Here is a 13,079-nt window from a genome sequence, read left to right as displayed (position 1 = left end):
ATTTTAACAGTTGGGGAGGAGGAGGGTAGAGATTAGAGGCTAGAGATTAGAGATTAGAGGTTAGAGATTAGAGGTTAGGGATCGGAGCTATCGGAGGGGTCGGAACTATCGGAGCTATCGGAGGGGTAACCGCTGTAGGGACACACACCGTGCGTCCGTACATATGGCTACACGTCACGCTTTAACGGGGACGGACGCACAGATCGTGCGTCCGTACAAAGGGTTACTCGTCTCGTGCGTCCCTACGCAGGGCTACTCGTCTCTAATTTCTAATCTCTAATCTCTAATCTCTAACCTCTAAATCCCCCCCCTAGGGAATGGCAAAATTCCTCCGTAGATATTTTTGATTTGCTACCTAGGAAATGGACAAATTCTTCGGACTTATGATTTGATTCCTCCGAAGTTTCATTTGATTCCTCCGAAGAATTTTTTATTTCCTAGGTAGGAAATGGGGAATTCCTAGGTACTTATTTGGCAAATTCCTAGGTAGGAATTCGATCGCTAGGTAAACGTTAGAAATTAGAGACTAGAAATTAGACGAAACGACTAGCCCTGTGTACGGACGCACGAGCGTGTCTAGCGGGAGGGCGTCCGTCGTAGTGCAGCAAGACGAGTGGCCAACCGCTAGAAGCCGCGCACCTCGGTGACGAGGGCGGTGACCTGTGCTTTGAGTTCGTTGAGAAACTGCCCTGGGTCGTACTCACGGCTCTCGATCTGACGCAGCTTGAGCTCCCAGCGACCTGTCAGCTCGACGCTCTTGAGGAGCGGGTCTTGTATGGACTCGATCAACTGTATGCCGGCCGGTGTAGCGCGTAGCGACTTGCCCTCACGGACTATGTAACCACGCTTGAAGAGCGTCTCGATGATGGCTGCGCGGGTGGAGGGGCGACCGATGCCGTTCATCTTGAGGGCATCCCGTAGCTCTTCGTCTTCGACCCCCTTGCCCGCTGTCTCCATAGCCCGTAGGAGGGTCGCCTCGGTATAGTAGCGTGGAGGTGTAGAGGTGCTCTCACGGATCGTCGGTTCGTGGGGCCCTGACTCGCCTTCCTTGAAGGGGGGCAGTGTCTGCTCCTTATCTTTAGCACCCTCCGAGGTGTCGTCGCCCTCTTTGCCACTGTCTGGCTTAAGCACCTCTCGCCATCCCTCGACGAGGATCGTTTTGCCAGAGGCACGTAGCGGGTACTCCTCGACGGTGGCGCGCACGGTAGTCGTCGAGACCTTAGCATCAGGGTAGAAAGCAGCGATGTAGCGCAGCGCCACGAGGAGGTAGATCTGCTCCTCGTCGGGCGTGAGTCCACTGCTCAGCTGTCCCGTCGGGATGATGGCATGGTGGTCGGTGATCTTCTTATTGTCAAAGACTTTCTTGCTCTTCTTCAGTGGCTTGCCACTACTCAGTAGCGGAGCGATGAAGCCCCCGAGCTTAGCGTGGCGAGCGATGCCTTGGAGCGTCTCTCCTACCTTGGGGTATTGGTCTTCGGGGAGGAAGGTGGTATCGACACGTGGGTAGGTGGTCACCTTCTTTTCGTAAAGGGACTGTATGAGTCGGAGCGTCTGCTCGGCCGTGAAGCCAAACTTCTTATTCGCCTCCACCTGTAGGGAGGTGAGGTCGAAGAGGCGTGGCGGGTACTCGGTCGACTTCTTCTGCTCGACCGCCTGCACGACAAGGGGCTCCTTAGCGATCCGCTCGATGAGCTCCTCGGCCTGCTGTCGCTCGGCAAAGGTCACCTCGACTTCCTGTGTCGTGTCTGCCCTAAAGAGCGTTCCCCGATAGGTGGTCTGCATCTCGTAAGTAGTGACCGGTACGAAGCTCTCGATCTCCGCTTGTCTATCCACGACGAGCGCCAGTGTCGGCGTCTGCACACGCCCCACGGAGCGAACGCCTCTCTGCCTGCTACTGTAGCGGTCTGTGAGAGTGTAGAGACGAGTGCCATTGATCCCTAGGAGCCAATCGCCGATAGCGCGTGCTAAGCCGGCATGGTAGAGCGTGTCTAGATCTTTGCTGGGACGCAGATTGGCAAAACCCTCGCGGATCGACTGGTCCGTCAGCGAGGAGATCCAGAGACGCTCCACGGGACAGGTGCAACCCGCCAGTTGAAGCACCCAGCGCTGTATCAGCTCGCCCTCTTGGCCCGCATCGCCGCAGTTGATCACCCGCTCTGCTTGTGAGACCAGCCCCTGGATCACGGCAAACTGCCGCTCGATGTGCTCCTCGTGGATCAGCTTGATGCCGAAGCGCTCCGGGATCATCGGTAGCGCAGCGAGGCGCCACCCCTGCCAACTGCTCTGGTAGTCCTCCGGCTCCTTGAGCGTGCAGAGGTGACCGTAGGTCCAAGTGACGGCATAGCCATTGCCCTCGATATAGCCCGAGCGAGCTTCGGTGGCTCCAAGTATCTTGGCTATGTCACGCGCTACGGACGGTTTCTCAGCAATGCAGACGATCATAGGTCAGTCAGTCACTTACTCATCAGTTGCGCCAGCTCCCGTCTGCATCAGGTAAGCCTTGATAAAAGCATCAATGTCGCCATCCATCACGCCGTTGACATCGGAAGTCTGATAGCCTGTACGGTGGTCCTTGACACGGCGATCGTCGAAGACGTAGCTGCGTATCTGAGAGCCCCACTCGATCTTCTTCTTATTCGCCTCGACCTCGCTCTGAGCCGCACGACGACGCTCCAGCTCCTTGTCGTAGAGCTGCGAGCGTAGGAGGCGCAGAGCGTTCTCACGATTGTCCATCTGAGAGCGTGTCTCGGTGTTTTCGATGACGATCTCCTCCGTCTCTCCCGTGTCAGGGTCGGTGTATTGGTAGTGCAGGCGTACGCCCGTCTCCACTTTGTTGACATTTTGCCCACCAGCTCCACTGGATCGGAAAGTATCCCAAGAGAGTAGTCCGGGGTTCACCTCCACCTCTATCGAGTCGTCCACGAGGGGTACGACAAAGACCGAGGCAAAGGAGGTCATGCGCTTGCCCTGCGCATTGTATGGGGAGACACGTACGAGGCGGTGCACACCGTTTTCGCTCTTGAGGAAGCCGTAAGCCAGCTCGCCCTCGATCTGCATGGTGACCGTCTTGACGCCCGCATCGTCGCCGTCCTGCCAGTTGGTGATGGTCACCTTATAGCCCGAGCGCTCCGCCCAGCGCTGGTACATACGCACCAGCATGGAGGCCCAGTCCTGGCTCTCGGTGCCGCCAGCGCCTGCGTTGACCTTGAGGACAGCACCTAGGCGATCCTCCTCAGCGCTCAGCATATTGCGTAGCTCGAGGTCCTCGACGAGCTTGATAGCACGCGCATAGGCGTCGTCCACATCTTGCTCCTCGACGGCCTCCTCTTTGTAAAAGTCGTACGCCAGAGAGACCTCCTGCGTAGCCGCATCGACCGCCTCAAAAGCTTCGATCCATGAGCGTATCTCGCCCACGCGTCGCATCTGCTGCTGGGCGCGTGGTACATCATCCCAAAAGTCTGGAGCTTGTGTCCGGAGCTCCTCTTCTTCTAGTTGGACACGTCGCTGGTCGATGTCAAAGATACCTCCCCAGCGCCTTCGTGCGCTCCAACAGCTCTGCTAGTTGGTCCTGTGTTATCATAATAATATGTGTCTATCTAGAGCGCATGTACCACGAAGGTGTGGCGTGCGCTCCTTTATTTATTGTGTCAATTGGGAGGTCAAAGGTACAGCTTTTCGATCAGGTCGGCGTACTGCTCGAGGATTGCTTTGCGCTTGAGCTTCAGCGTCGGTGTAAGTGTACCCGCCTCAATGGAGAATGGCTCGGCCAGTAGCGCAATGCGCTTGACCTTCTCAAATCCCGCTAGGTGCGCCTGCAGTGGTTCTATATGGCTTAGGAGCATGTCGCTCACCTCGCTACGCTGTGCCAGTTCTGCCGTGGGAAGGTCGGCCAGCGCCTCCTGACCACGCTCACGGAGCCGACGACGGAGCTGCTCGTAGTTGGGATAGATGAGCGCTGCGACAAACTTCCTCTGGTCAGCCACCACGGCGCATTGCTCGATGAGTGGACTGCTACTCAGGAGTGACTCGACCTGCTGCGGGGCTATGTACTTACCGTTGCTCGTCTTGTAGAGCTCTTTGATCCGCTCAGTGTAATAGAGCGTACGCCCCTCTAGTCGTCCCGCATCGCCCGTGCGGAACCAGCCGTCCTCGGTGAAGGCTGTTGCATTCGCCTCATCGTTGTGATAGTAGCCCGGCGTGATCGTATCACCACGTAACTGTATCTCCTGTGTCTCAGGGTCAATGCGCACCTCTACGCCTGGCACTACCTCCCCGACGGAGCCTATGACATAGCGCCCAGGTAGGTAACAGGAAACTGTCGCAGCGGACTCAGAGAGTCCATAGCCGACGACGATGTTGAAGCCGGCCGACTGCAAGAACTCGTTGATCTCATTCGAAAGCGGAGCACCCGCCGTCGGGAAGAAGCGACCGCGCTCCAAGCCTAGCACACGCTTCAATATATAGAAGACCGTATAGCGGTAGAAAGCATTCGATATGCGCAGTCCCCAGGGAGCTTTGCGACCATGGATGCGATAGTCTATATGGTACTTGTGTCCCACGCGTAGCGCTTCCCTGTAGATGCGCTGCATCATAGGCTTCGCCTGCTCGATGTGCTCCTGGACGCCTTGGTAGACCTTCTCCCAGTAGCGTGGCACATTGCACATTACCGTGGGACGTATCTGAGGCATCAGCTCCATGATGCGCTTCGGGTTGGTCACGACCGCCACTTTGATACCTGTGGCGAGACAGTAGTAGACCCAGAGCTTCTCGAAGACATGGCTCAGCGGGAGGAAGTTGACCGAGACATCATGATCTCCCAGCGTCGGGAAGAGATTCTGGTGTCGCTCTACCTGTGTGAGGATCATGTGATGGGTGATCTGCACCCCCTTTGGCGTGCCCGTAGTACCTGAGGTGTAGATGATGACCGCCGTCTCGTCGGGTGTGCCAGCCCCTAGCTGCGCCCGCACCTCCGTCTCGTAGGGCATCGCATCACCCATCGAGAGGAAGGTGTCAAAGTACTCGCTCCGATCGTCTGCGGGATCACGCACGACCCGCTCGTCTAGTATGACTAGCTGGCGTAGTGTGGAGTGGTTCGCCAGGAGTGGGTAGACATTGTTGTACTGAAACTGCTCCCCCACGAGGATCAACTGGACCCCAGCATGCTCCGTGATGAAGGCTACCTGCTCTGGCGAGCAAGTGGCGTAGAGCGGTACGCAGACAGCCCGTATCGCCATCAGTCCCAGCTCGGTGATGATGCCCTCCATCATGTTTTGCGTGTAGAGTGCCACACGGTCGCCAGGCTTGACGCCAGCGCGTACGAGTGCTTGCGCTGCCAGCATAGTCTGCTCGGCTAGCTGCTCGCCACTCCACTCATGCCAGCGCTCCTCAGGCGTACGATCCATAAAGCGCAGGAGCGTCTTGTGTCGATAAGTGGTAGCAAAGAGCTTAAGCAGATCACTCAGATGATTCATGGGTTGGGTAGAGGTTAGAGGTTAGAGATTAGAAGTTAGAGGTTAGAGGTTAGATATTAGAGCCTACTTGTTAGGGTGCGTGGCGTGCTTGATGGGGACCTTCTCTAGTAGCTTATCGAGCTCTGTGTCTCGCTCGTTAAGGAAGAGCGGGTGATTGCTCTCGTAGAGCTGCTCGTGGAGGGTATGGAGGAAGATCTTCTGATCCCACGAGAGGTCTCGCAGGAGTAGGTCGCTACTCCGCTGCATGCGAGGTAGTAGCTCCCGGACCACGGAGCGTCCCTCGGGCGTGATCGAGAGGAGCAGACTACGCTTGTCCTGCATGTTACGCTTTTGTGAGATTAGCCCACTCTTGAGGAGACGACGTATGATCTCACTACCAGAGGTCTTCTCGACGACGTTGTAGTTGTTGAGCTCGGTCTTGGTCATCTCGCCCTTGGCCATCAGCGTGATGAGATAAGAGTACTCATCGATGGTCTGTAGAGGCGTATCCTTGATCGCCTTACGCACGAGGTAGCGCATGTAGCGGTATACGAAGCTTATGTCACGTGCTATCACCGCATTAAGATAGGCATCACCCTTTGAGCCCGTCTTAGACTCCTCGGTGGATGCCTGCTGCTCAAGAGACTGATCAGCAAAGCGCAGGAAATTGCTCATCGACTGCTCAGCATTGCCACGAAACTCTTCGTACCTCTCAACTAGGTCAAGTAACTCATGTAGTAATGGGTAACTCATATTGTGCTATGCTCCAAAAGGGTTTCGTTAGTTGTTAAACCTCTCCCGCGGGACGAATATCCACATGAGGATATAGATGGGAATCCCCGCAAAGGCCGTTGTGAATGTTAGCAATAGGTAGATAATTCGCACGACTGTCGCATCCCATCCGAAGTAGTTTGCGATGCCTCCGCATACGCCACCAATCCTTGCATCACGAGAGCGGTAGAATCTTTTGTTGTTTTCCATAATACTGCAATGATCTTAAGTTGATTCACAATTTCGCCGTAGCTCGTCCTAGTAAGCCACGCTCATCTACCTACAAATGTACAAAAAGTTCTAGACTTCGCTGAGAGATTAGAGATAGCGGGAATAGAGCTATCGGAGTGATCGGACGAGTAGCCCTACGACGGGCTACTCGCCCCGTGCGTCCTCCAGCCTATTTGTCGTTACAAATGTTTTCACTACCTTTGAGGTAGGAAGGGTGGTCTGTACCCTTTTGGATCAGGCTGTTCTTTTTTTGGGCGAGCGGATGAGGCCCGTCCCTGCATGCTCCCTTTTTACTAGATCAGTAGGAGGGGTGGGTCGCTAGAAACGTGGCAAGCTTGTGAGTCACGATGCTGATGACTTCAAGTCGCTGGGCTAGCTTCTCAGGGGGAGCCTCATCGGAAGATTAGCTCGCTCAAAGCACTAACCTAAGATGACCTCTATGACACTATTCAACCCACCAGAGCATCTCTCCTGCCACCACTACGCAACACATGCCAATAATGGGTGGCTCCGCGTCGATGGCTCTGACAAAAGATTCTACCGTGGGATGACTGAATACCACTCGATCCTCTTCTGCACGAGAGGATCGGTGCGTCTAGCCATATCTGACGAACTGTGGGAACTGCGAGAGGGGCAGATGAAGTTTATCCCGCGTGGTAGTACGGTAAATGCCACCTTCAGTGCCGACGGAGAGCTCCTAGACGCATACTTTGACGTTGTGGACTTCATATGCGACAAGATCTCACTGCAGCAACTCGAGGAGCTCAAGCTGGAGGTGACCTACGATCCAGCTCCGCTTGAGATACGTGGGGCTATCCACTCGCTACTAACAACGCTCAAGGTGTACCTCAATGATCAGGCACTGTGCGCCTACCTCCACGAGCTCAAGGTCAAGGAGCTCTTTTGGAATCTACGAGCTTACTATAGCCGTGAGGAGCTAGCCACTTTCTTGTGGCCTATCCTAGGAGAGTCCAAGTTTCATAGTGATGTGATCAGTGCTTTCTCCTGCAATACAAAGGTCTCCGAACTAGCCGAGCGGGTCTATATGTCTACCTCCGCTTTTTACAAGCGATTTAGAGAGGAGTTTGGCACTTCGCCCGAGCAGTGGATACGTATGCAGAGCAATAAGCAGATACTCTTCCTCATTCAGGACTACGATCTCTCCATCGGCGAGATAGCCAGCCAGCTATCCTTCAGCGCACAGTCCAGCTTCTCACGCTACTGCTCCAACAACTTCGGGCTCTCCCCCTCGGAGCTACGCCACACCTTGCAGGAGGGAGCTTCTCCAGAAGAGTTGCTACAGAGGAGTGGCAAAAACGACTAGCCGAGAGGCTCGTCGTGACACACAGTCTAGGGGCTCCGTAGATTTGGCTAGTCCAAAAATAAGTTGTACCTTTGCCCCTCGAAATACGGGATGTAGCTCAGTCCGGTTAGAGTGCGCGTCTGGGGGGCGTGAGGTCGCTGGTTCGAATCCAGTCATCCCGACCAAGGTCGTCAGACCTATATCAAGAGTGACTTACACAGCGTGTGAGTCACTCTCTTTTTTGCGTCTAAGGCGAGGAGCTCTAACTTCTTTTTTCGTACCTTTGGGTGAAACTTGATACGTCTAACTATTATTTCTCAAGACAGTTTTCCCAAAACTCACTCTTGCCCTATGTCAGATAGAAAAGCCCCTAACGACTCAAACGCCCCATCGTCTGCAACGAAGGGTGCCAGCCAGACTGCTCCTAACGAATTCACGCACAGCCACACGAAGCTCGGAGAGCCTATATACAAGGTTTCCTTCTGGACGCCTCGTACCTCTCTGATCACGCTCATCCTCATCTTGATGCTTATAATCGGCAAGCATGCCCTACCCTACATGAGTGGTGTGCTGGGAGCCCTAACCATCTACGTCCTCCTGAGAGGTCAGATGAAGTGGCTTGTGGAGCGCAAGCACTGGGGACGCAACTGGGCCGCTTCGCTACTGACCATAGAGGCTATCTTCTTCTTTCTCATACCACTCTTGGGGATCGTCTTGATGCTCATCGACCTCTTCTCCACATTCGATCCAGAGTCACTCAATGTACTGACGACGCAGGCGCAAGATATGATCCAGCAGGTGGAGGATCGCTTTGGCATAGAACTATGGAGCGAAGAAAACCTGCAGAAGCTGACGAGCTTCTCAACCACTTTGGTCAAAGGGTTGCTACAGGGGATGTCTTCGTTCTTCCTAAACGCTTTTGTCATCCTCTTCCTCCTCTACTTCATGCTACGAGGTTATGACCATTTTGAGGCAGCCGTGGAGGAGCTACTTCCCTTTACAGAGGATAATAAAAAGACAGTCACCAACGAGACAGTCAGCATCGTCAAGAGTAATGCTATCGGCATACCAGTCCTAGCGATCGTACAGGGAGTCTTTGCCTATATAGGCTACCTCATCTTTGGGGTAAACAATGCGCTACTCTTTGCCGTACTGACGACCTTTACGACGATCATCCCCGTGCTAGGTACTATGATCGTATGGATTCCACTAGCGGTCTTCATGGGGATCAACGGAGACTGGCTCAATGCTATCCTACTAGCGCTCTACGGCTTCATCGTCATCGGAGGCGTGGACAATGTGGCACGACTACTCCTACAGAAGCAGATGGCAAACATTCACCCGCTGATCACCATCTTCGGTGTCTTCATCGGGCTCTCGCTCTTTGGCTTCTGGGGAGTCATCTTCGGACCGCTGATACTCTCCCTGATCGTACTCTTTATCAATCTCTATCGTCACGACTACGTGCCTGGGTCAAAGGCCAAGCCGACCGCCTCTACGGACCTTCAAGAGACGAAGTCGCTCGAGCGTCTCTCACAAATTGTACAGAACAGCGGACTCTCAGCCCTAAGCCAGTCAGAGCAGGAGCGCTATGAGAAGGCTCATACGGACGATGATAAACCAGAAGGAGATGAGTGACAACTTTATAGTATCAGCGCGTAAGTACCGCCCGCAGACATTCGACGAGATGCTCGGGCAGGAGGCTATCTGTCTCACGCTCAAGAGTGCTATACAGCAGGGCAAGATAGCTCACGCATACCTTTTCTGCGGGCCTCGCGGTGTGGGCAAGACGTCTGCAGCGCGTATCCTAGCCCGTACGATCAATTGTGAGCAACTAACCCCGCAGGGAGAGGCGTGTGGCGTATGCCCCAACTGTCAGGCTGCTCTGCATCAGCGTGCGTTCAACATATACGAGCTGGACGCCGCCTCCAACAACTCGGTCGACGATATACGCCGTCTCAACGAGGATGTCTACATACGTCCACAGCAGGGCAAGTACAAGGTCTACATCATCGATGAGGTGCATATGCTCTCGTCGGGCGCTTTCAACGCTTTTCTCAAAACCCTTGAGGAGCCCCCTGGCTATGTAGTCTTTATCCTAGCCACAACCGAAAAGGACAAGGTACTCCCCACGATCCTCTCACGCTGTCAGGTGTACGACTTCAAGCCGATACCGCCGGAGCAGATCGCAGAGCAGCTACGCCGTGTGGCTGATGCGGAGGGGTTGCAGTACGACCCTCGCTCTTTTGACACGATCGCACGCATTGCCGATGGCGGTATGCGCGATGCGCTCTCACTCTTTGACCGCCTGGCTAGCACAGCGCAGGACGGTGTCATCTCTTACGAGCAGACGCTACAGACGCTCAACATACTAGACGACGAGTACTATTTTTACTTCACCACCTACCTATATAGTGGTGACTACAAGCGCACGCTCCTACTCCTCGACGAGCTCCTAGCCAAGGGAGTAGCCATGCGACAGCTGATCATCGGCTTGGCTGACTTCATGCGCAACCTGCTGGTAGCTCGCACCCCGGAGACGATGCAACTCTTTCCCTATACGGGCGTACATGCGGAGCGCTTTGCCACGCTAGCGCAGCAGATACATCCGCTCTTTCTCTATAAGTCTATCTCTAAGTTGGTCTCCTGCGAGCGTAACTACCGCTCGTCACAAGCTAAGCGCCTACTCGTAGAGCTGACCTTCATGGGGATCTCCGAGATGTGTGGCGCCTTTAAGAATGCTACGGTCGCTCCCCAGACAGAAGCACCAGCAGCTCCAGCACCACAAGAAAGTAGCGTCCAAGCTCCGCAAGCTACTTATCAGGCGCCTCCTGCGGCTACGCCTAAGCCTTCTACAGCTACGTCTACACAGGACGAAAAAAAAAAGAGTCCTCAGGTAGCCACTAGCCAACCAAAGCAGTACACACCCAAGGCCTCCTCACTACGTATATCGGCGCTCAAGCGTCAGGCGGAGGAGTCCCTCTCCGCACAAGCCACTGCCAGTAAGGCTGAGGACGATAGCGCCACCACGGCCACAGAGCAACGTGACGAGCCTGTCACGCCTGAGGCGCTACTCAAGTGGTGGCTCGCCTACGCTGACGAGGAGCTCACGGAGGAGGCTTATCTCTCCCAGCTACTCCACACGGTCACCCCGGAGCTACAGCCACCTCATGAGCTGAAGCTCTCACTCGTAAGCAACATACAGCTAGAGTCGTTCGAGCGAATCGAGCGTTCTTTGCTACGCTATCTCAAGGAGAAGCTACACAACGATCACCTGACCCTGACGACTGAGGTCGCAGCTGTGGAGCAGACGCAGCACGCCTCGACAGCTCAGGAGCGTGCGGCTTACTACAAGGAGCACTACAAAGAGGTCGCCTACCTAACGGAAACACTCGGTCTCCGTGTCAAGTGACGGAGAAAGTGCTCGTAACACCGAAACCTCCGGTCACTTAATCTTTCGAAGCTGTAGCGTAATGGCGACAGCAGGCGGTGAGGGTGCACTCGTCGCAGAGCGGTTTGCGCGCTTTGCAGATGTAACGGCCTAATAGGATAAGCTGATGATGCGCCCGTATGAGTTGCTCACGAGGTATGCGTCGCCTGAGCGCTTGCTCGACAGCTAAGGGCGTGGTGGCTCGTGAGGAGGCGAGACCAATGCGCTTGGCCACACGGAAGACGTGCGTATCAACAGGCATCGCTGGCGTATCAAAGCAGACGGCCAGCATCACGCTGGCACTCTTGCGCCCTACGCCTGGGAGCGCCTCTAGCTCTTCACGCGTAGAGGGGACGACGCCGTGATGCTCCTGAGCGATCCGCTCGGAGAGCCCAATGAGGTGCTTCGCCTTATTGTTTGGATAGCTCACACTCCCCATGAAAGCTAGCAGATCATCGACCGAGGCGCGCGCCATCGCCTCGGGCGTCGGGAAGTGCGCCATCAGTTGCGGAGTAACCATGTTAACCCGCTTGTCGGTGCACTGAGCCGAGAGGACGACCGCCACGAGTAGACTAAAGGGATCGTGATAGATAAGCTCCGTATCAGCGTTGGGGTAGAGCTTGGTCAGCCCTTCCAGAGCCAAGCCGTAGCGTTCGTCTAGAGTCACTTTCGAAGGAGCCTTTAGAGGGGAGTGGTGTGTGCGGTAAACTGCGAGAGGAAGTCTAGGTTGTTTTCCGAGAAGTAGCGTAGATCCTTCACATTGTACTTAAGATTGGCAATGCGCTCCACGCCTAGTCCGAAGGCGTAGCCACTGTAGACGGAGCTGTCGATGCCACAATTCTCCAGCACGTTGGGATCGACCATGCCACAGCCTAGGATCTCGACCCATCCAGTATGCTTGCAGAAGCCACAACCCTCGCCATGGCACAGCCCGCAAGAGATATCCATCTCAGCGCTCGGCTCGGTAAAGGGGAAGTAGGAGGGGCGCAAGCGAATCTGTGTATCAGCGCCAAAAAGCGACTGAGCGAAGAAGAGCAACGCCTCTCTCAGGTCGGCGTAGCTCACGTTGCGATCAATGTATAGTCCCTCGATCTGGTGAAAGAAGCAGTGAGCACGAGCGGATATAGCCTCGTTGCGATAGACACGCCCAGGGCAGAGGACGCGTATGGGAGGCTCTTGGCTCTTCATGACGCGCGTCTGGACGGAGGAGGTGTGGGTGCGAAGCAAGATATTGCTCTTGTGATCCACAAAGAAAGTGTCCTGCATGTCTCGTGCGGGATGGTCTGGCGGGAAGTTGAGCGCTTCAAAGACGTGCCAGTCATCCTCCACCTCAGGCCCCTCAGCTATGCTAAAGCCCATGCGCTCGAAGATGTTACAGATCTCCTCCTGTATGAGTGTGAGCGGATGACGAGAGCCTAGCGGGTAAGGCACCGCAGGACGGGTCAGGTCGATCGTCTGCTGTACAGACTGCGTAGCGACAGAGGATAGGAGCTCCTTGATACGTGCAGTGGCCTCTTGCTTGAGCTGATTGAGAGCTGCTCCGAGTTGGCGCTTTTCCTCAGGGGGAAGCTGGCGAAACGCCTCAAAGAGCTGAGTGATACGACCTTTCTTGCCTAGATAAGCTATGCGTAGCTGCTCAGCCTCCTCGGGCGTAGAGGCTACGAGGTGGGCGAGAGCCGATTGTAGTTGCTGGATTTGATCAAGCATAGATGGGATATATAACAAAGAGAGCTACCCGCCACGTCAAGCTAGCGCATGAGCGTAGCGTGACGCAGATAGCTCTCAACGAATGGGCTACATTATGGTGAGACTGTTGCAAAAGTCAACAGTCTCACAATCTTGCTTGCAAGATTGTCTTGACTTTGCAGAAAGGATGAAGCGCAAGGCGCTGAGG

The 13,079-nt window shown here is 55.0% G+C and carries 10 protein-coding genes and 1 tRNA gene; 4 read left to right on the top strand and 7 right to left on the bottom strand.

The features are described from left to right. Window positions 1-624 precede the first annotated feature (624 nt). The 5 genes from L215_RS0102755 to L215_RS0102735 form a co-directional block, all read right to left on the bottom strand. Window positions 625-2,442 (bottom strand): DNA topoisomerase 3, encoded by a 1,818-nt coding sequence (locus L215_RS0102755; RefSeq protein WP_027451300.1) that lies wholly within the window; start codon window positions 2,440-2,442, stop codon window positions 625-627. Window positions 2,443-2,457: 15 nt separating this feature from the next. After that, window positions 2,458-3,580, bottom strand: a protein-coding gene (prfB, locus tag L215_RS0102750; protein WP_154657836.1) for a peptide chain release factor 2 whose coding sequence is annotated in 2 segments (ribosomal slippage) — window positions 2,458-3,516 and window positions 3,518-3,580 — 1,122 coding nt in all. Because the reading frame shifts where the segments join, the coding sequence is not laid out codon by codon here. 79 nt (window positions 3,581-3,659) lie between these two features. Then, the gene (locus L215_RS0102745; protein WP_025884226.1) at window positions 3,660-5,471 is read right to left on the bottom strand and encodes an AMP-dependent synthetase/ligase; all 1,812 of its coding nucleotides are present in this window, start codon (window positions 5,469-5,471) and stop codon (window positions 3,660-3,662) included. A 63-nt stretch (window positions 5,472-5,534) separates the two neighbouring features. After that, window positions 5,535-6,203, bottom strand: coding sequence for a MarR family winged helix-turn-helix transcriptional regulator (locus L215_RS0102740; protein ID WP_025884227.1), 669 nt, complete (start codon window positions 6,201-6,203; stop codon window positions 5,535-5,537). A gap of 27 nt (window positions 6,204-6,230) precedes the next feature. Then, window positions 6,231-6,431, bottom strand: a complete 201-nt coding sequence (locus tag L215_RS0102735; RefSeq protein WP_025884228.1) for a PspC domain-containing protein — start codon at window positions 6,429-6,431, stop codon at window positions 6,231-6,233. Window positions 6,432-6,891: 460 nt separating this feature from the next. On the opposite strand from L215_RS0102735, the gene L215_RS0102730 reads away from it, so the two are divergent. The 4 genes from L215_RS0102730 (at window position 6,892) to dnaX (ending at window position 11,167) form a co-directional block, all read left to right on the top strand. Next, window positions 6,892-7,776 carry a helix-turn-helix transcriptional regulator gene (locus L215_RS0102730; protein ID WP_027451298.1) on the top strand — a complete coding sequence of 295 codons (885 nt, stop codon included), beginning with the start codon at window positions 6,892-6,894 and terminating at the stop codon, window positions 7,774-7,776. A gap of 86 nt (window positions 7,777-7,862) precedes the next feature. Further along, a tRNA-Pro gene (locus L215_RS0102725) sits at window positions 7,863-7,940 on the top strand. A gap of 166 nt (window positions 7,941-8,106) precedes the next feature. Continuing rightward, window positions 8,107-9,393, top strand: a complete 1,287-nt coding sequence (locus tag L215_RS0102720; RefSeq protein WP_025884231.1) for an AI-2E family transporter — start codon at window positions 8,107-8,109, stop codon at window positions 9,391-9,393. Then, window positions 9,347-11,167 carry a DNA polymerase III subunit gamma/tau gene (dnaX, locus tag L215_RS0102715; RefSeq protein WP_154657835.1) on the top strand — a complete coding sequence of 607 codons (1,821 nt, stop codon included), beginning with the start codon at window positions 9,347-9,349 and terminating at the stop codon, window positions 11,165-11,167. The genes L215_RS0102720 and dnaX overlap by 47 nt, the downstream gene beginning before the upstream one ends. A 37-nt stretch (window positions 11,168-11,204) precedes the next feature. Here dnaX and nth read toward each other — a convergent pair whose 3' ends face one another. Both nth and pheS read right to left on the bottom strand, forming a co-directional pair. Next, on the bottom strand, window positions 11,205-11,852 hold the full coding sequence (nth, locus tag L215_RS0102710) for an endonuclease III (RefSeq protein ID WP_025884235.1): 648 nt from the start codon (window positions 11,850-11,852) through the stop codon (window positions 11,205-11,207). 14 nt (window positions 11,853-11,866) lie between these two features. Beyond that, window positions 11,867-12,892, bottom strand: a complete 1,026-nt coding sequence (pheS, locus tag L215_RS0102705) for a phenylalanine--tRNA ligase subunit alpha (protein WP_025884236.1) — start codon at window positions 12,890-12,892, stop codon at window positions 11,867-11,869. Window positions 12,893-13,079 lie beyond the last annotated feature (187 nt).

Origin of the sequence: Porphyromonas uenonis DSM 23387 = JCM 13868 (assembly GCF_000482365.1) — a bacterium.
GTDB classification, from domain to species: domain Bacteria; phylum Bacteroidota; class Bacteroidia; order Bacteroidales; family Porphyromonadaceae; genus Porphyromonas; species Porphyromonas uenonis.
Note: the sequence above shows the minus strand (reverse complement) of the source record. Positions and strands in the feature narration are given on the sequence as shown.

Bases quoted from the DNA above. Each gene is read 5' to 3' on its own strand.
- L215_RS0102730 (WP_027451298.1), top strand. From the start codon at position 6,892: ATGACACTATTCAACCCACCAGAGCATCTCTCCTGCCACCACTACGCA.
- L215_RS0102720 (WP_025884231.1), top strand. From the start codon at position 8,107: ATGTCAGATAGAAAAGCCCCTAACGACTCAAACGCCCCATCGTCTGCA.
- L215_RS0102735 (WP_025884228.1), bottom strand. From the start codon at position 6,431: ATGGAAAACAACAAAAGATTCTACCGCTCTCGTGATGCAAGGATTGGT.
- pheS (WP_025884236.1), bottom strand. From the start codon at position 12,892: ATGCTTGATCAAATCCAGCAACTACAATCGGCTCTCGCCCACCTCGTA.
- L215_RS0102755 (WP_027451300.1), bottom strand. From the start codon at position 2,442: ATGATCGTCTGCATTGCTGAGAAACCGTCCGTAGCGCGTGACATAGCC.
- dnaX (WP_154657835.1), top strand. From the start codon at position 9,347: ATGAGAAGGCTCATACGGACGATGATAAACCAGAAGGAGATGAGTGAC.
- L215_RS0102745 (WP_025884226.1), bottom strand. From the start codon at position 5,471: ATGAATCATCTGAGTGATCTGCTTAAGCTCTTTGCTACCACTTATCGA.
- L215_RS0102740 (WP_025884227.1), bottom strand. From the start codon at position 6,203: ATGAGTTACCCATTACTACATGAGTTACTTGACCTAGTTGAGAGGTAC.